General features: G+C 60.6%; 16 protein-coding genes. 5 read left to right on the top strand and 11 right to left on the bottom strand.

Translation table 11 applies throughout. From position 1 onward, the window contains the following. The first annotated feature begins 17 nt into the window (after positions 1-17). Positions 18-1,193, top strand: coding sequence for an MFS transporter (locus ATN38_RS06155; protein WP_003939751.1), 1,176 nt, complete (start codon positions 18-20; stop codon positions 1,191-1,193). On the opposite strand, the gene ATN38_RS06150 is transcribed toward ATN38_RS06155, so the two are convergent. From ATN38_RS06150 to ATN38_RS06140, 3 genes are all read right to left on the bottom strand, one after another. Next, on the bottom strand, positions 1,160-1,888 hold the full coding sequence (locus ATN38_RS06150) for an aspartate/glutamate racemase family protein (RefSeq protein ID WP_007733934.1): 729 nt from the start codon (positions 1,886-1,888) through the stop codon (positions 1,160-1,162). The genes ATN38_RS06155 and ATN38_RS06150 overlap by 34 nt on opposite strands. 5 nt (positions 1,889-1,893) lie before the next feature. After that, entirely contained in the window at positions 1,894-3,468 is a 1,575-nt protein-coding gene (locus ATN38_RS06145; RefSeq protein ID WP_058037776.1) for an NCS1 family nucleobase:cation symporter-1, read from the bottom strand. 108 nt (positions 3,469-3,576) lie between these two features. After that, the gene (locus ATN38_RS06140) at positions 3,577-4,302 is read right to left on the bottom strand and encodes a GntR family transcriptional regulator (protein ID WP_042451513.1); all 726 of its coding nucleotides are present in this window, start codon (positions 4,300-4,302) and stop codon (positions 3,577-3,579) included. Positions 4,303-4,498: 196 nt separating this feature from the next. On the opposite strand from ATN38_RS06140, the gene ATN38_RS06135 reads away from it, so the two are divergent. Then, positions 4,499-6,856, top strand: a complete 2,358-nt coding sequence (locus ATN38_RS06135) for a LuxR C-terminal-related transcriptional regulator (RefSeq protein WP_058226164.1) — start codon at positions 4,499-4,501, stop codon at positions 6,854-6,856. Here the strand turns inward: ATN38_RS06135 and ATN38_RS06130 are convergent. Both ATN38_RS06130 and ATN38_RS06125 read right to left on the bottom strand, forming a co-directional pair. Further along, positions 6,831-7,067, bottom strand: coding sequence for a hypothetical protein (locus tag ATN38_RS06130; protein WP_007733940.1), 237 nt, complete (start codon positions 7,065-7,067; stop codon positions 6,831-6,833). The genes ATN38_RS06135 and ATN38_RS06130 overlap by 26 nt on opposite strands. A 190-nt stretch (positions 7,068-7,257) precedes the next feature. Beyond that, positions 7,258-7,905 carry a C40 family peptidase gene (locus ATN38_RS06125; RefSeq protein WP_256931579.1) on the bottom strand — a complete coding sequence of 216 codons (648 nt, stop codon included), beginning with the start codon at positions 7,903-7,905 and terminating at the stop codon, positions 7,258-7,260. Positions 7,906-8,187: 282 nt separating this feature from the next. Here ATN38_RS06125 and ATN38_RS06120 point away from each other — a divergent pair, with 282 nt between their 5' ends. The 3 genes from ATN38_RS06120 to ATN38_RS06110 all read left to right on the top strand — a co-directional run bounded on the left by ATN38_RS06120 (position 8,188) and on the right by ATN38_RS06110 (position 10,485). Next, positions 8,188-8,493: a DUF6412 domain-containing protein gene (locus ATN38_RS06120; protein WP_065455270.1), complete on the top strand. Its 306-nt coding sequence runs from the start codon at positions 8,188-8,190 to the stop codon at positions 8,491-8,493. 112 nt (positions 8,494-8,605) lie between these two features. Then, positions 8,606-9,559, top strand: coding sequence for a membrane protein insertase YidC (gene yidC / locus ATN38_RS06115; RefSeq protein ID WP_003939695.1), 954 nt, complete (start codon positions 8,606-8,608; stop codon positions 9,557-9,559). A gap of 50 nt (positions 9,560-9,609) precedes the next feature. Then, positions 9,610-10,485: an oxidoreductase gene (locus ATN38_RS06110; protein WP_007733943.1), complete on the top strand. Its 876-nt coding sequence runs from the start codon at positions 9,610-9,612 to the stop codon at positions 10,483-10,485. Between the two features lie 78 nt (positions 10,486-10,563). Here the strand turns inward: ATN38_RS06110 and ATN38_RS06105 are convergent, their stop codons facing one another. The 6 genes from ATN38_RS06105 to ATN38_RS06080 all read right to left on the bottom strand — a co-directional run bounded on the left by ATN38_RS06105 (position 10,564) and on the right by ATN38_RS06080 (position 16,811). Further along, positions 10,564-11,571 (bottom strand): NADP-dependent oxidoreductase, encoded by a 1,008-nt coding sequence (locus ATN38_RS06105; RefSeq protein WP_019745038.1) that lies wholly within the window; start codon positions 11,569-11,571, stop codon positions 10,564-10,566. Next, positions 11,568-11,996 carry an organic hydroperoxide resistance protein gene (locus ATN38_RS06100; RefSeq protein WP_003939720.1) on the bottom strand — a complete coding sequence of 143 codons (429 nt, stop codon included), beginning with the start codon at positions 11,994-11,996 and terminating at the stop codon, positions 11,568-11,570. Before ATN38_RS06100 ends, ATN38_RS06105 begins: the two co-directional genes overlap by 4 nt. Continuing rightward, the gene (locus ATN38_RS06095) at positions 11,993-12,454 is read right to left on the bottom strand and encodes a MarR family winged helix-turn-helix transcriptional regulator (RefSeq protein ID WP_042451335.1); all 462 of its coding nucleotides are present in this window, start codon (positions 12,452-12,454) and stop codon (positions 11,993-11,995) included. The genes ATN38_RS06100 and ATN38_RS06095 overlap by 4 nt, the downstream gene beginning before the upstream one ends. A 79-nt stretch (positions 12,455-12,533) precedes the next feature. Then, positions 12,534-13,916: a condensation domain-containing protein gene (locus tag ATN38_RS06090; protein ID WP_050654765.1), complete on the bottom strand. Its 1,383-nt coding sequence runs from the start codon at positions 13,914-13,916 to the stop codon at positions 12,534-12,536. Next, positions 13,916-15,382, bottom strand: a complete 1,467-nt coding sequence (locus tag ATN38_RS06085) for a condensation domain-containing protein (protein WP_218747723.1) — start codon at positions 15,380-15,382, stop codon at positions 13,916-13,918. Before ATN38_RS06085 ends, ATN38_RS06090 begins: the two co-directional genes overlap by 1 nt. Then, positions 15,315-16,811, bottom strand: coding sequence for a condensation domain-containing protein (locus tag ATN38_RS06080; RefSeq protein ID WP_218747722.1), 1,497 nt, complete (start codon positions 16,809-16,811; stop codon positions 15,315-15,317). Before ATN38_RS06080 ends, ATN38_RS06085 begins: the two co-directional genes overlap by 68 nt. Positions 16,812-17,276: the final 465 nt, after the last annotated feature.

The raw sequence follows: 17,276 nt of genomic DNA, 5'->3' as shown, positions 1-17,276 counted from the left end.
GTAGTGAGGAGTGTGTCGTGAAGTCGAAATTGTTGATACCGGTTCTGGCGTTGGGTGTATTCGGAATCATCACTACGGAGATGGGCATTATCGGGGTTCTGCCTCAGATCAGCGAAAAGTTCGGTATCACCGCGTCGACTGCCGGATGGTTGGTCGGTGTGTTTGCACTCGTCGTGGCGGTGACCGGTCCGTTCACAACGCTGATCACCTCGGGAATCAACAGGAGAACCGTTCTGTTGGTGGCGATTGCAGTCTTTGCGGTCTCCAATGTGGTGTATGCGACCACATCGAGTTTCGAGGTGATGTTTGCATTTCGGATCATCCCCGCCGTGGTTCATCCGGTCTTCTTCGCTGTCGCGCTTGCAAGTGCGGTTCGTCTGGTATCGCCGGAACAGGCGACCGCCGCGGTGACCAAGGTATTTGCAGGCGTCACAGTCGGATTCGCGTTCGGCGTGCCCTTGACGTCCTATTTGGCCGAGAACTTTTCGGTGTCGACAGCATTCGTGTTCGGCGCCGTGGTCAACGTTCTCGCGTTTCTCGGGATTGTCGTACTTCTGCCCTCGGCTCCTGTGACACAACGCCTGTCGTACGGTGCACAGGTCGGGATACTTCGCCGGCCGCGCGTGTGGTTGACCATTCTTTCCGTCACCTTCGTCTTCGCAGCCATGTTCTCGGTGTACGGATACTTTGCCGAATACCTCGGCGAAGTGACCGGCATGAGCGGATCGTGGATCAGCGCGATGCTCTTGGCTTTCGGTGTCGTGATGATCTTCGGCAACTTCGTCTTCGGGGCTCTGCTCGCCAAGGGGGTGGTGCGCACGGTTGTGGCATTTCCCTTGCTGTACATCGTCGTCTACGTGATGCTCTATCTGGCGGGCCCGTACTTCGGCGCGATGGTTGTAGCCGTGTTGGTTTGGGGTGTAGTGCATTCCGGTGGACTGGTGGTTTCGCAGAGCTGGATGGGGCGAGACGCAGTCGACGCGCCTGAATTCGGCAACAGCCTTTTCATCTCGTTCTCCAACCTGGGGATCACGCTCGGCACTGCGGTCGGTGGACTGTTTCTCGCGCATTTCGAAACCCGCCAATTAGTCTGGGCTGGAGTATTGTTCGCGATCCTGGCGCTGCTGGTGACAGGTGTTCGACTCTCGCTCAGGCACGCTCACAGCGAGAACGGTGTCAGTGTACCGGTGTAGTTCTTGGGAAGTGGCCGTGCGAACTCGCCGCGCGAACTGGTCGACAGTCCGAGGGTGACCAACGACTGAACCATCGTGACCCCAGCGGCAACGCCGTCGACTACCGGGACACCCAGTTCGTCGGACAAGTCCTGGCACAGGTCCGCCATGCCGGCGCAACCCAGCACGAGGACGTCCGAGTCGTCTTGCTCCAATGCGTCGAAACAGGCTTCCAAGATCACCTTTCGCGCGTCGGGATCACGATCGAGTTCCAGAACCGGAATCTCGCAGGAGTGGATACCCCGGCACCGAGCCTGCATGCCGTACCGGTCCACCAGATCGGCTGCGCGGCCGCGGGTTCGACCGAGAGTGGTCACGATGCTGAATCCGCGACCCAGGAAACTTGCGTAGTTCATGGCCGCTTCGGCAACAGCTACGACGGGGCCCTTGGCCAACTCTCGGGCTGCATCAAGACCTGGGTCACCGAAGCAAGCGATGACGTAGCCGTCGACTTCGTTCTTTTCTCCGGCGGCGATCTCGGTCAGGATTCCGGGGACGCTGAGAGCTTCGTCGTAGTGGCTTTCGATCGACGCGGGACCCATGGCAGGGCTGACAGCCTCGACGAATGTGCCCGAGCCTGCGACGGTCCGGGCACATTCCTCGATCTTGGCGGTCATCGCCCACGTGGTGTTGGGGTTGATCACCTTGATTCTCATGACGATCAGTCGACCGTCACAGTGTCGGGAGAGGAAGCATTCCGGACAGCTGAGGAAGAGCGCGCGGCGAGTAGGTAATAGACGGTGAATCCGAGCCCACAACCGATGAACCAGCTGTACTGCGCTGCGGTGTACATCCCGGTGAGGTCCTTGCCCAGGACCGGGACCATCGCGACGACGGCTCCCACCACGGTGGCGATCACTGCAGCAGGGTTGTATCCCTTGCTGTACCAGTAGGTTCCGGTCGGCGACATGCTGAACAGTTCGTCGACGATGACCTTCTGCTTGCGCACGAGGTAGTAGTCGGCAATCAGAATTCCGAACAGCGGACCGATGAAGGCTCCGAGGGTTTCGAGTGTGTAGTGAATGACGTCCGGATTGTTGTACAAGTTCCACGGCGTGATGAGGATCGAGCCGATCGCTGCGATCATTCCGCCGGCGCGCCAGCTGATCTTCTGCGGACTCACGTTGGAGAAGTCGAAGGCCGGGGAAATGAAGTTGGCCACGATGTTGATGCCGATCGTGGCGATGGTGAAGGTGAGTGCGCCGAGAACGATGGCGAAGGTGCTGTCGATTCGTGCAACGGTCGCAACGGGATCGGTGATCAGTTCGCCGTACACCGGCAGCGTCAACGATGCAGTGACGACGACCAACACCGAGAATACGAGGAAGTTCAACGGCAAACCGAGGAAGTTGCCCTTCTTGACGGCAGTGAACGACTTTCCGTAGCGGGAGAAGTCGCCGAAGTTGAGCATCGGTCCGGAGAAGTACGAGACAACCAGAGCGATCGCACCGAGCATGACCGGCACGGCGTCGAAACCCGAGTACTTGACGTCGCCGAGCGTGAGATCGATGGCGCTCCAGCCTGCCTTGTAGATCAGGTAGCCGCACAGCATGAACATCACGACATACACAGCCGGCCCGCAGAAGTCGATGAAGCGGCGGATCGATTCCATGCCTCGCCAGAAGACACAGGCCTGAAGTACCCACAGGAGCATGAAACTTCCCCAGCCCAGTGCGGAGAGTCCGGCGAATCCGTAGTCTTCGACGACGGCATAGGGCGCGAGTGACGGAAAGAGTTTGATCAGTACGACATCGAGGGCTGCTGAAGCGAGGAAGGTTTGAATTCCATACCAAGCCACGGCAATCAGGCCACGAATGATTGCCGGGATGTTCGCGCCGAGGACGCCGAACACGCTGCGGCAGATCACCGGATACGGCACGCCGGTAACTTGGCTGGGCTTGGCGACGAGATTGCAGAAGAAGTAGACGATCGTGATACCGACCAGCAGGGCGACGAGTACTTGCCAGCTGGCCAATCCCAGTGCGAAAAGACTACCGGCAGTGACATATCCGCCGACGCTGTGTACGTCGGACATCCAGAAGGCGAAGATGTTGTACGACGACCAGGTCTGCTTGCGAAGCGGCGCCAAGTCCTCGTTGGTCAAACGAGGGTCGTAGCCCGGCTTGATCAGGCCGCTTCCGACAGGGTGACCCGCGGCTTCGACAAGGTCACCCGATCCGGTTTCCTTTGGGGGAGTGGGGGTAGTGGTCGTTCGGGACGGAAGAATGTCGGTCATGACAGCTCCTGTGCATCAGTGCAGGAAATCAGCGGACGGTGCCACGAGCTCTCAGCGTCAGTGATGAAAACTGTGTTGAGAGAAAGGTATCGATGCTGTGTTGCACGACTATTGCGTGATCGGTATATCTTTTTCGGCCAATAGACCGGTGTCTGTCGGTAGAGTCGCGATCACGGTATCGAGTCGGCGATGATGGATTTCGGAAGCGCTCAGAAGTGCGGATGCGTCCCGACGCAGGAATGCGTCCAGCATCGCGGTGTGATCCGAGTGCAGAACCCGGCGATCGACGCCGGCAACATGGACCATCGGCTGTACTGGTTCGGTGATGTTCCAGGCAGCTTCGAACATGTGCAGCAGTCGAAGCATCTGAGACGGTCGGGTCAGTGCGAGATGAAAGTTTCGGCTCTCGCAGTGATAGGACTGAGAGTCGTCGTAGCGCAATGCGATCTCCAAACGGGAGTTCACCTCGACGGCGTGTTCGTGATCCTCTTCGGTTGCCTGCTCGACGGCGACGGCCAATGCAGCTGATTCGAGAGTTTCGCGGACGATGTACATCTCTCGCAGTTCTGCCGGCGTCAGCTGAGCAACGGTGTAGCCGAATTGATGTCGATGGTCGACCAAGGACTCTCCGACCAGTGTTTTCAGTGATTCCCGCACAGGTATTCGACTGACACCGAACACATCAGCCACGTCGCCGAGAGGAATCGGGGTACCCGGAGGCGCCGAACCCGACAGAATCACTCGCCGCAGTTCGTCGAGGATCGTTTGTTGTGGACTTCCGGGAGCATCGATTACCAGTTGCGTCAGCAGTACCGATCTACGGCGCGGCGGCATGTCGCTCTCCCTTCGTCTGTCTGCCAGAGTAGGAATACGTTGTTTCGTCTGCGTGACACCGGTGTGGCCGTCGTGCATCTCGCACTCGGGGGAGAACAAGTGGGCTCCGATCACATGCTCGCGTGAGTGCTGCTCGGGAGGCCGATCGTGGGGGTAGCGTTGTTGTGTAGTGGTATGGCAGAAAGCGAGTCGGTCGATGGCATCCGCTGTGCGCTCAGAAGCCGACCAGCGAGTTGTCGGCAACCTGCCCTTGGAGCTGACGAGTTTCGTCGGTCGTCGGCGTGAGTTGGCCGACGCCAGGAGATTGTTCGAGACGTCCCGTTTGTTGACACTCACCGGGATCGGTGGCGTGGGCAAGACACGGCTCGCGATCCGACTTGCGGGCGCGTTGCAAAGGGTGTTTCGAGACGGTGCCTGGTTGGTGGAACTGGGGGAGCAGACAGATTCGGATCTCCTCGAAGATCATGTCGCCGTGACCCTTGGTGTCCGGTCGGTCTCGTCGGCGGACCCGCTGCAGGCATTGATCGACTACTGCGCCGATCGGAGTCTGCTGTTGGTGCTCGACAACTGTGAACATCTGGTCGATGCCGTCGCTGTGTTCGTAGGCGCGATCCTACGGCGATGTGCCGGCGTCAAGATCCTGGCGACGAGCCGCGAATCGCTGGGCCTGGGCGGTGAGGTGACGATGCGCGTTCCCTCACTCACCACACCGCAGCAACAGCCGCCCGAATTCGAGGGAATTGCCCAGTACGAATCGGTGTCGTTGTTCACCGAGCGTGCGGCTTCCGTCGTACCTGGTTTCACCCTCACCGAGGAGAACAAGCGCGCCGTTGCGCATATCTGTCACGACTTGGATGGACTCCCACTTCCGATCGAACTGGCGGCAGCTCGCCTGCGTGGTATGTCTGCTGAGCAGATCATGAACAGGCTCTCGGATCGATACCGACTTCTTACAACGGGTGGACGCGACGTTCCGAGTCGTCAACAGACGCTGCGATTGTCGATCGATTGGAGTTACGACCTCTGCTCGCCAACCGAACAGCAGTTGTGGGGGAGGTTGTCGGTGTTCTCGGGTGGGTTCGATCTCGATGCCGCTGAGGGCGTGTGTGGGCAGGACATGAATTCGACCGAAGTGCTCGATCTCGTCACCGCGTTGGTCGAGAAGTCCATCCTGATTCGTGAGGAAACCGACGGGGATGTTCGGTACCACCTCCTCGACCTACTCCGGGAGTACGGACATGAAAAGTTGGAGTCCGCCGGTGAGTATTCCGCTCTGCGTCGAAGCCATCGTGATTGGTTCGAGGCACTGGTCGTTCATGCGGAAGCCGAGTGGATCAGTGGCCGGCAAGCTGCCTGGATCGCAAGGCTCGGTCGTGAACAGCGCAACGTCAACGATGCGTTGGAGTACTCGATTTCCACTGCCGGAGAGGCGCGATCTGCAACGCGAATGGTCGGTGCGTTGTACAGATTCTGGCTTGCAGGTGGATTACTTGTGCAGGCGCGTTACTGGACGGATCGAGCCTTGAATGCAGAGGATCGAGAGCTGGATCCGTTCCGAGTGGATGTCTTGGCCATCGACGCCGTGAATCACGCGATGCAGGGGGAACTCGAACGGGCAGAAGAGTTGGTCGACGAGAGTTGGCGCCTGGCAAACGACTTGGCGGATGTGCGCTCGCGCGGCTTGGCGACGTGGGGAGACGGATACGTCGATACCTTCAGAGGTAACTTCGATACCGCTACAGCCAAGCTGGAATCCGCGTTGACGCTGTTTCGACTCGACAAGAATCTGCTGCATGTTGTGATCGGCCTGGACACCTTGGGAGTCGCGTACTTCCTGTCCGGCGCTCTTGATCGCTCTGTGGAGTGCAACGAAGAGATTCTCGCGATCACCGTGCCCGCCGACGAGATGATGTTCCAGGCATTTGCGCTGGGAACTCTCGGGCTCGTGAGCTGGCTCCGAGGTGAATTGGATGCCGCAAGTGACTATTTGACTCGAAGTCTGAGAATTCTCGATGCCCCGATGAACTCGGCGTGGTGTATCGAGCCGTTGGCGTGGATTGCTGCAGCGCAACGTGATTGGAAGCATGCAGCGGTTCTGCTCGGCGCGGCAGCCATGTATTGGCAGAAGGTCGGGGGACGGCTGGCGGGCCTGCCGGGTTTGTCAGCTCATCACGACACTGCTGCAGAGACTGCTCGCAAAGCCATGGGTGACGATGCTTTCGACAAGTCGTTTCGCAGCGGGTTTGCGATGTCCGAGGGTGAAGCTGTCGCATATGCGCTCGACAAGCGCTCCAGTGTCACGACTGCGTCGTCGGCTGAAGGGCCTCACCTCACTCCTCGTGAGCAGCAAGTTGCGGAACTGGTTGCCCAAGGGTTGACCAATCGCGCGATTGCGGAGCACTTGGTAATCTCGCTGCGCACCGCTCAGGGACACGTGGAACACGTACTGACAAAACTGGGATTCAGTTCCAGAGCGCAGATCGCAGCGTGGTACGTCTCGACCGCGCAGGAGCGTGACTCGCGTGAGGTCAATGGCTCAGCAGGCCGGAGTTGACGTCCGATAGCAGTTCACCACGGTCGTCGCCGCACAAGCAGAACACCGGGTAGCGCTTACCTTCTTCACGCCCCTGAAACGACACTCGTAGCGGTCCAGGCGCATCCGCGCGAGGGGATTCGGTGAGGAAAGTGTACAGCCACGGCCCCTCGTCCAATTCCACGATGGCGAGAACGGTCGAGGGGTCGCCGTGAACCGTTCGCCAGGACACGACAGTGCCGTCTCCGCAACACCGCGTCACGTCCAACCGCGCCCCACGGCACCTGGCGCAGACCGCGCTCGCGGGCGAGAGGATGACATCACATTCCGCGCAATGGGGGAGTGTCAATCGTTCGGCTCGCGACGAGCGATTCGAATATCGCCGCGATACACGCTGTTTCATCGAGCTTGCGGGATTCATGTCAGTAACGTCGGGCGAGGTAGTACGGCATCGAGTCCACGGGTGCGCGTTCGACCGACTCCCCGGACGTCGGGGCATGAACGATCTCACCGCCTCCGGTGTAGATCCCCACATGCTCCCCGCCGTAGTACAGGACCACGTCACCCGGCTGTAGATCGTCCCGGGAAACTGGAGTGCCGCCAACCGCCTGGTCGTCGCTGGTTCGCGGAATCGAAACGCCCGCTTGTGCATAGGCCCATTGAACGAGACCGGAGCAGTCGAACGAGTCCGGCCCGGTCGCGCCCCAGACGTACGGAGCGCCGATCTTGGACTCTGCGGCTGCCAATACGCGGCCTGTATCCGAGGAAGCGAAAGCTGACACCTTCGCCGGATTCGTGTCGACGGAAACTGCGGCGATGTTCCAGTCCCGAAGCACGGGGGCCTGAGCGTTCGCGGTGTCGATACTCACGGCAAGGGTTGTCAGGGAAAGAACGCCGACGACAAGCGCTCTTCCGAGTGCATGCTTCCTCGTGCGGGGGTCGGTGAATCGGTGGTGCGACATTTCTCGTGTTGCCTTTGCGTCGATGCGTCCCGAAGCAGGTGTCCAGCTGGGTGTGATCGGGCTTCGGCTTGCGACACTCAGCCTGGTTGCGCCTCGACGTGTTCGCATCGGTCAGTTGGACGGGGTGCATACCTGTTTCGAGCGGCATTGTGGGTGCAAGGCCTGTTGATCGATCGCGAGAACTTCGACGGACTTTCGTGATCCGAATCAAGGAGGGCACGGCGGCCGGCCTCACCCCGGCTCCGGTCAGGCGATTCGCAGCGGGAGCGCCGAACGCTCAACAGTGGCACGGTCGGATGGACCACGATCCTGCGCACAAATGGCTGCGCGAACAAGTACGTGAGGCAAGCGTCTGGCTGGATTCGGCGGACGTTCTGTACTCTCGCAGTCATGCAACAGCGGAGCACAGGAACGGTGACACGGTCACTGTTGCTGCTTCTGCTGCCGTTCATCGCTCTTCTCGCAGTGCCTCCGCTTGGTTCCTCGGGTAGCGCCGCGGTGCTGGGAACTGCGATTGCCGTCTTCGTGGTCGCTGCGCTCGCAACTTCCTCGAAGTACGAACTTCTGCAACTGTGCGCGGTTTCGACCACTGGCCCGTCTGATGACGAACGCTGCCTGCGTGGTGCTTTCCGCAGGCAGAGCAGCCCGGACGCGCCCGGTCGTCCGCAACCTCGAGCTCCGGGAATCGGTCTGTAGATCGGCAGTCGGCGGGTGTGAACTCGTCGTAGGTCGGTCAGACGTCTTGCGTCCACGACCATTCCCGCGCTCTCATCTCTCTGAGCGTGCCTTTCGGTGAGGTTCATTCGTCATGCTCGATTTTGTCTACTACCCCGTGTCCGGAATCCTCTGGTTCTGGCACAAGGTCTTCTCACTGGTCTCCGGATCACCCGACAACGGCGTCGTGTGGGCGTTGTCGGTCGTATTTCTCGTCTTCACGCTCAAAGCCCTGCTGTTCAAACCCTTCGTCAAGCAGGTCCGCACTCAACTGGTGATGCAGAAGCTGCAACCTCAGATCAAGGCGTTGCAGAAGAAGTATTCGGGTGACCGGCAGAAACTCACTGTAGAGATGGCCAAGCTGCAGAAAGAACATAATTACAGTCCGTTGCTCGGCTGTCTGCCGATGCTGGTTCAGGCACCGGTGTTCATTGGTCTCTATCACGTCCTGCGATCGTTCAATCGGACCGGAGCGGCATCGCACGTCCCGTTTCTGAGCCCGACCGAACCGATGTCGGTGGCGGACAACGCGAACACGGCCAACTACTTCTTCAGTGCCTCGGACGTGCAGTCTTTTCTCGACGCCAAACTGTTCGGCGCACCGTTGTCCGCCATGATTTCGAGCCCGGCAGCACAACTGGAAGCATTCGGCGACGTAAGCCGTATCTCCATCATTCTGGTAGCGGTACCGCTGATGATATTCGCCGCCGTCGCTACACATTTCACATCGCGGGCATCCATCGCGCGCCAAGTGGACACCGGAACCGTCAACCCTCAAACAGCGATCATGAACAAGCTCGCATTGTGGGTGTTTCCGGTGGGGGTGATCGCTTTCGGTGCGTTCGCGCCCGTGGCGATCCTGCTGTATTTCGTGAGTAACAACTGCTGGACGCTGGGACAACAGCATTTTGTGTACGGACGCATCGCTGCGGAGCAGAAGGAAGCCGAATCGTCGCCGACTCCCGGAATGACCGCGCCCCCGTCGCCCAGAGTGGCTGCACCGCCGCTGCCGGGCGCCAAGCCCATCCGCGCCAAGCGCAGGCGATGACGGAAGGCGACCCCTCCCTACCGGCGAGTAAGGCACGTACGCTGGAAAGCATGACCAAATGGACCGCAGAAGACGTAGTCGATCAGACCGGCCGCACATTTGTCGTCACGGGGGCGAACAGCGGACTGGGTGAGGTAGTCGCACGAGCGCTGGGCAAAGCCGGGGCCGACGTCGTCCTCGCCTGTCGTGACACTACGAAGGCCGACGCCGTAGCCGCCGAGATCGGGCCCAACGCGGTTGTCCGCAAATTGGACCTCTCGGATCTGTCGTCGGTACGAGCCTTCGCCGACGCAACGGAGAAGGTCGACGTCCTGGTGAACAACGCCGGCGTGATGGCGGTTCCGTTCCGCCGGACGGTCGACGGATTCGAAATGCAGATCGGCACAAACCATCTCGGACACTTCGCATTGACCGGATTGCTGAAGGACAAGCTCACCGATCGTGTCGTGACGATGTCCAGTGCCCTGCATCAGCTCGGAACTGTCGATCTGGACGATCTCAATTTCGAGCGTCGGAAGTACAACCGATGGTTGGCCTACGGGCAGTCCAAGCTTGCCAATCTGTTGTTCACGTACGAACTTCAACGCAGGTTCGCGGCGTCGGGATCTTCGCTCAAAGCGCTCGCTTCGCATCCGGGATACGCGTCGACGAACCTGCAGGGGCACACCGAGTCGATCCAGGACAAGCTGATGGGAATCGGCAATTCGATCTTCGCGCAGTCCGCGGAGATGGGCGCCCTTCCCGAACTGTGGGCGGCAACCGCGCCGGATGCCTTTGGCGGCAGTTACATCGGACCGGACGGTCCGTTCGAGCAGCGAGGGTATCCGAAGGTCGTGGGGTCGAACAAGAAATCACACGATACGAATACAGCCTCGGGTTTGTGGACACTGTCGGAGAAGTTGACCGGAGTCTCGTTCGGGATTTGATTCAGATATGAAGGTGGCCGCGAACTTCGAGAAGTTCGCGGCCACCTTCATATCCGTTCGAGCTAGATGTTGTTCGGGTTACAGCGTGACAACCATCTTGCCGGTGTTCGCGCCGCGCATCAGGTCGATGAACGCTTGCGGTGCATTCTCCAGGCCTTCGACGATGGTCTCGTCCCACTGAATCTTGTTGTCGGCGAGCCACCCTGCCATGTGGGTGCGGAATTCGCCACCGAGGTGACGGTAGCCGCCCACGAGGAATCCGCGCAGTGTGAGCTGCTTGCCGATCACCAGTGCCAGGTTGTGGGGAGCGGTGGGCTTCTCGGTGGTGTTGTACTGAGCGATGGCTCCGCACAGGGCAATCCGGCCACCCTGGTTCATGGCATCGATGGCGGCTTCGAGATGCTCGCCACCGACGTTGTCGAAGTACACGTCGATGCCGTCAGGGGCGGCAGCGGCGAGTAGTTCGGTGATCGGGCCGTCGTGATAGTCGAATGCCGCATCGAATCCGAGTTCGAGAAGTCGGGCAACCTTCGCCGGTGAACCGGCGCTACCGATTACTCGCTTCGCTCCGAGCAACTTGGCGATCTGACCGACGAGCGATCCGACGGCACCTGCTGCGCCGGAGACGAATACGGTATCGCCTTCCTTGAACTCCGCAACCGCGGTGAGGCCGGCATACGCGGTGAGGCCAGTCATGCCGAGGGCACCCAGGTAGGCCGTCGCCGGCGCGATGGACGTGTCGGCCGGAGTCACTGCGGATCCGTCGAGGATGGCGTATTCACGCCATCCGAGGCCGTGGACGACAACGTCGCCCACGGCGCGATCAGCCGACTTGGATTCGACGACCTCGCCGACGGCACCACCGTCGAGCGGCGCACCGACCTGGAACGGCGGAAGGTAGGACTTCACGTCGTTCATTCGGCCGCGCATGTACGGGTCGACGGAGATGGCGATGTTGCGGACCAGGATCTGGCCGTCTTCGAGTTCGGGGAGTTCTACTTCGGCGGTGGCGAAGTTCTCCGACGTGGGCCAACCGTTCGGGCGTGAAGCGAGACGGATTTCCCGGCTGACAGTGGTAGTGCTCATTCGTCGTCCTTACTTACTTCGAGGGTGACCTCGATGTTGCCGCGAGTTGCATTGGAGTACGGGCACACCTGGTGTGCCTTCTCCGTCAGCTCGACGGCCTGATCATGGGGTAGATGGGGGAGTGAAACCTCCAGCGTCACAGCGAGTCCGAAGCCTCCTGCACCGTTGGGGCCGATGCCGACCCGCGCGCCGACTGCGGAATCAGCCACGTTGGCCTTCTCGGCACGGGCGACCATCTGCAGAGCGGAGTGGAAGCATGCTGCGTATCCGGCGGCAAAGAGCTGCTCGGGGTTGGTGCCTTCGCCGCTGCCACCCATTTCCTTGGGAATGGCGAGGCCGAGATCGAGGCGTCCGTCCGAGGTGCGAGCGTGACCGTTGCGGCCTTCGCCGGTGGCAAGTGCTTCTGCGGTGTAGACGATGTTCATGACTTCTTCTTTCCGTCGGAGTGGGCATTGGATGCTTGGAGCGACTCGCCGAGACGAGTGAGAACGTCTCGAAGTTCGGTGAGTTCGTCGGTGCTCAGACCAGTGGCACCTGCGAGTTTGGCTGGGATGTCCTCGGCCTTGCTGCGCAGGGTGGAACCCGCCTCGGTCAGGTGAATCTCGACGCGACGCTCGTCGGTGGTGAGGCGTCGGCGCTCGATGAATCCCAGACCCTCGAGCCTCTTGAGCAGCGGCGACAGAGTTCCGGTATCGAGATCGAGTGCCTCACAGATCTCACGCACCCCGCGGCCGTCTCGTTCCCAGAGTGTCAACAGGACGAGGTACTGGGGATACGTGATTCCCAGGTCGTCGAGCATTGCCCGGTACGCGGCCGTAGTGGCCCGCGACGCCGAATAGAGGGCGAAGCAGACCTGGCGTTCGAGAGCGAGTGGGTTGGTCACGAGAACAACTGTAGCGCACAGTTAAGTTGTGCACAACAAAGCAGTGTCAAATAGATCTACGGATAGGCGGCCGTTTCGTCTACGGCGTCGACAGGATCTCGGAGACATGCGAGAGGAAGGTGTGCACTGTCCGGGTAGCGGGCGCAGGAAACCTGGTCCGCACTGCCAATCCGTCGTGAGTTCGTGAGAACCAGAACTGAACGTCGTCGGCGTTCGAGACGCGACTGAGTTGCTGCGGATTGATCGGCGCAGGCTGTGATTCGCTGGACTTTGATTTACGGGGGCGAGATCCACCGGGCATGGTTCGGTAGTCGGCGTAGGACACCGAGAAGATGTCTCTGCGAGTGGGCGAAACCTCGGGCCCCAAGCTCCGCAAAACCTGCCTCGACGAGACGGACGACAGTGAAAGTGACTCGTGGAAAGCGAGATTGACTGCCCGGGCAGTGCTGTGAAGATTGTCCATGCTCGTCACGGTGATGGGCGCATTGGCTACCAGCCATCCGAAGGTGTGGTTGTGTCGCGGTTCCCGACGCGTGTGAACAGGGAACAGTAGGTGCGTGTCCCTCTTGCCGGTCAATTGTGTTGTGGCCAAACCGATCGACGCAAGAATTGCACCGAACGAGGAGTGTCGATGATCGGCGCAGTTCTGGTCGAACAGCTCTGCTTCGTCGGCGTCGAGGAGCATTCGGGTGTCTGTGCCCTGGGGCGACATCGCCCCGGCGGGCAGTCCCAGATCTACGGGAAAATGGGGAGTGTCACCCCCGCATGCTCGGAGGAAGGACCGCCAACCCGCAATCCGGTGGTCGCCGGGCTCTGGATCCGCGGTTGCCGATTCCCGGAAGCAGTAGTTGAGGAAACTCCCGGGCTCCGGAAGGAGATCAGACGCGATCGGATCACGGTCCGCCCGCGTGTATTCGCGATACAGAGTGCTGATCTCGGTAATTGCGATGCTCATGGACCAGCCGTCGCAGATGGCATGGTCGAACCCGCAGACCACTGTCGACTGGTCCTCGCGGGTGATGGCACCGAGAAAGTACGCGGGAAACGCGAAAGGATTGCACCATCGATCCAAGCGCTCGCCCAAGAGTTCTCGCACCTGCTCCGGTGTTCGCGCGTCAGCCACTGTTTCCTCACGCAGGCGCAGATCGCCGACGTCGGCGACGTCGACGAACAGTGCCGAGGATTCACCCGATTCTTCGGCCTGGGAGAACGAGCACGACAGGGCGTCGTGACGGGACGTCCATTCCTCGAAGCTGGCCTTGAGTGCGTCCGTGTCGATGGGGCCGGGAACGTCGAAAGTGGCAGCGAGCCAAGTCGTATCGCCGCGGCTGCCGGCAAGATGCAGCTGCTGATTGGAGGTCGGGGGAACCGGATACGTCGTTCCGGTGGAGATTTCGCTCGGCGTCCACTGCAGAATGCGGCCCGGCCGTGCCTCGAACCTGTCGAGAAACGTGATGTGCATCAGGCGGTCTCCACTTCCTGACGTGCATCCGCCTGACGCACGACACGGTAGTCGCCGGTATCAGCGACCGTTCTCAGGACGTTGCGAAGGTGTCGTAGGTACCGATTCACCGATGTGTGCGCCTGCTCGGTGTCCGGAAAACTGACCATCACGTACGTACGGTCTTCCTTCCGGTTGATCCACATCGACAGATCACCCGTCGTTCCTGGCCCACCCAGTGCCCGCGCCTCGAGTTCGTCATGGTGCTCGGCACCTGGAATCAGGCGCATGTCGATGTACGACACCATCGGCGGGACCGAGGTTCCACCGATGTCGGATCCGGTCAACTTCGACACCTGGGCGATCACCGAGTGAATGGACACGTCCGCGAGTCCCTTCACCGCAGCGCGAGCAGCGTGGGCAAGGGGGAGTGCATCGGTAAAGTTCGTGACACCGCTCAGCGTGAACGAGACCGGGACGAGATTGATGAACCAGCCTTGGGAATAGAGGTATCTCGGATCGGAGCGAGTGCCGACTGCGTTGAGCGCGAAGTAGTTCGCTCGATCCGCAACTTCGATCTCGGTGAGGGCGAGGGCTGCGAAGATCCCCGTGGAGAAGCCGACGCCATTGGACTTGCACAGCGCTGCGAACGCGGCTGACTCGTCGCTGTCGAGAACGTCGATGTGTGTGCGGGTCGACCGGGTCTGTTCGCCCCGCGCGACGCCGAGGTCGAGAGGGAACGTCGGGAGTTGGCCGGCGTTGGCGGCGAGAATCGAAATCCACTGCTGCACAGGCGCTGCGGCCAGGTCGAGGTTCCCCGCGGATGTCCGTTCCTCGCCGCTGTACTCGACGTAGCTGCCGGGAGAGGGAAGTTGAGCGTCGATGCCGGCGCTTTCGGCGATGTACAGCGCGCGAAGTTCTTCGACGCCCAGCATCAACGACAGGCCGTCGGTGTGCGAGTGATCGACGCCGTAGTAGACGGTGAAGCCGGCGCCGTGCTCGACGACGCCACTGATGAACGAGGGCCATTGCAATGGGCTGGTATCGCCGGCGAAACTTCGGCTCACATGCTCGCGAACCGCATCTGTCGTGTTCAGAGAACCGACGCTGTGCGGCGTGAGTTCGATCGTCGACGCATCCACCACGTGACGGTCGATGACCCCGCTACCGTCGGGATCTTCGGATGATCTCACCTCGAACCAACTGTGCAGTGTGTTGTGCCGCAGGACAAACGCCTGGACCGCCCGACGCAGTGCCTCCCGATCGAGATCACCGGGCAGAGTGAACGTGAATCCGATCCACGGTGACCAGTCGACGCCTTGTGCGCGCTTGTGATCGGCGGTACGAATGTGTCCTTCCTGTAGGAACGAGAGCGGTTGGTCGCTCCGCGGAGCCCCGGATGCCGCCGCCAGGGATTGTTCAGTAGGCCTGAACTCGGTGAGCGTCCCGGCTTTCGGTGCCCAGAGATCGATGGGTGTCATTTCCATGAGAGTTCTCCTCGATCGGTACAGCGGTGTTGGTCGGAGGTGCGAAAGTGTCGGTCGAGAAGGCAAAGTCCTCCATTTCGCGGCGTAGGAGTCCCGCGAACTGATGGATGTGGCGGCTCGTGCGCGCGTTGCCCGGGTGGCGTATGGCCAGATTGAGCCCTTCGGGAGTCCGCGTGAGCCAGATGTAGACGTCGGTTCCCGAATGATCTCGACTACGAAGGCCCCTGGTCTGCCAGCTCGTCCATTGCTCGGCACCAGGAACGTGACGAACGTCCATGTACGAGAGCACGAACGGCAGGTGCTGCGGGGAGTCGATCAGCTCGCACACTTTCGAATACGGCAGTGCCGCGGTGGGGCGGACGCGCCGTATCTCCGTGCCGGCAACCTTGGCCAGATCGCTCACGGTTGCGGCGGGGGCTATCGGAATCCTCACCGGCACAACACCGATGAACCATCCCAGCGACGCGGCCCATCGAAGCTCCGAACGGGTGTGTTGCGGCACGACGACGCGGAATTCGTCTGCACCGGTGAGATCGCCGGTCACCTTGGCCGCGCACGCGAGTATCGCGGCCAGGAATCCTTGGTTGCTGCGCTTGCTCGCTTCTGCCAGGCGTTCGGCTCCCCGGGCGCTCAGAAGCCAGGCAGACAGGCTCTGCTGAGGGACTCGGCGTCCGGTGACCGGTTCGGGTAGCGCTGGAAAGTACGGAGCCTCGCCCTGCGCGTAGAACTCGCGCCACGTCTGCACTGCCGGGTGAGAGCGGTCCGCGTGTCCCACGAGATCTCGTTCCTTGGTGCCGAAGTCGATGTAGCTTCCGGTCTCCGGCGGCGAGGGAGGGCTTCCCTCGCTCAACGATCGGTAGATCGTCTGCAGTTCGTGCGCGGTCAACGCCACCGAATATCCGTCCAGCAGAGCATGATCAGCGGCAAAAACCACGGTGAAGTGGTTGGGGCCTTCGATCGTCGCGAACTGATACGCAGGCCAGACAAGTGGATCGGTCGATCGGTCGAGCAGTTGCTGCAGATGCGTGAAGACAGACATCGAGGACGCAAGGTGTCCGACCTCGGCGCCCAGAATCCGGACGTCTCCAGACGCCGCGGTGCGTCGGACTATCGTTTCGCCCTCCACGGCGACGTGTGTTCGGAGCACTTCGTGGCGATCGATCCAGTGATCGAGAGCGGCCGCCCAGGTCCTTCGGTCGAGTCGGTCGTGGATGCGAAACGAGGTACCCAGCCACGACGGAGTGCACACGTCGGTCTGATGGTGCACCTGCCGTTTCGCCTGCTCGGCATGTTTCAAGTGTGCCTCGTGTATGTAGCTGGCGGGACGCTGGTCGACAGGCCACAGCTCGGGCGGATTCACCGCGGCGGGAGTCCACTCGGTGACGGTCCCTGGAGGTAGGGGATAGTCGGCAAGTTCCGTGAATTCCATTGGGAAACCTGATCTCTCGAGATGGCGAAAGGTGGGGATCGTGAACGGGGCGGATGTTTGTAACCGAGAGTGACAGATGATTAGTCAAGGCAAGTAGAACGCGGCCCGAGGCTCCGCGCAACTGCTTCGGTGCGGGATGTGACGAGGAACATTCCGCTCGTTATTTCGGACAATTCGAATACTGGACATCCGGTTTACGGCCCTGGTCACCTGTCAGTTGATCGATCAATCACTCTGTGGTGAAACAAATTTCAACAGACCGTTGTGAATTCCGTCGGCGACGAAGCATGTGCGCATGCGAACGTCGGAATATGTTTATGTGTAGCAAGTTTCGTATGGATTCGGCTGTATCTCTTTTAATTGCAACAGGGTTCGTGTACTTCCGTCGTGTCGTTTCGGCGCGCGGATTGTTCACCGAGTATTGACATGCTCGGCATCTGCCGGTCGTATGCAGACGGTATTTGT

Origin of the sequence: Rhodococcus sp. FH8 (assembly GCF_019266085.1) — a bacterium.
GTDB lineage: Bacteria > Actinomycetota > Actinomycetes > Mycobacteriales > Mycobacteriaceae > Rhodococcus_F > Rhodococcus_F qingshengii.
Note: the sequence above shows the minus strand (reverse complement) of the source record. Positions and strands in the feature narration are given on the sequence as shown.

Coding starts and splice junctions, on each gene's coding strand:
- ATN38_RS06125 (WP_256931579.1), bottom strand. CDS start 7,905: ATGCGAACACGTCGAGGCGCAACCAGGCTGAGTGTCGCAAGCCGAAGC.
- ATN38_RS06085 (WP_218747723.1), bottom strand. CDS start 15,382: ATGGAAATGACACCCATCGATCTCTGGGCACCGAAAGCCGGGACGCTC.
- ATN38_RS06135 (WP_058226164.1), top strand. CDS start 4,499: ATGGCATCCGCTGTGCGCTCAGAAGCCGACCAGCGAGTTGTCGGCAAC.
- ATN38_RS06080 (WP_218747722.1), bottom strand. CDS start 16,811: ATGGAATTCACGGAACTTGCCGACTATCCCCTACCTCCAGGGACCGTC.
- ATN38_RS06120 (WP_065455270.1), top strand. CDS start 8,188: ATGCAACAGCGGAGCACAGGAACGGTGACACGGTCACTGTTGCTGCTT.
- ATN38_RS06145 (WP_058037776.1), bottom strand. CDS start 3,468: ATGACCGACATTCTTCCGTCCCGAACGACCACTACCCCCACTCCCCCA.
- ATN38_RS06105 (WP_019745038.1), bottom strand. CDS start 11,571: ATGAGCACTACCACTGTCAGCCGGGAAATCCGTCTCGCTTCACGCCCG.
- ATN38_RS06090 (WP_050654765.1), bottom strand. CDS start 13,916: ATGCACATCACGTTTCTCGACAGGTTCGAGGCACGGCCGGGCCGCATT.
- ATN38_RS06140 (WP_042451513.1), bottom strand. CDS start 4,302: ATGCCGCCGCGCCGTAGATCGGTACTGCTGACGCAACTGGTAATCGAT.
- ATN38_RS06110 (WP_007733943.1), top strand. CDS start 9,610: ATGACCAAATGGACCGCAGAAGACGTAGTCGATCAGACCGGCCGCACA.
- ATN38_RS06150 (WP_007733934.1), bottom strand. CDS start 1,888: ATGAGAATCAAGGTGATCAACCCCAACACCACGTGGGCGATGACCGCC.
- yidC (WP_003939695.1), top strand. CDS start 8,606: ATGCTCGATTTTGTCTACTACCCCGTGTCCGGAATCCTCTGGTTCTGG.
- ATN38_RS06100 (WP_003939720.1), bottom strand. CDS start 11,996: ATGAACATCGTCTACACCGCAGAAGCACTTGCCACCGGCGAAGGCCGC.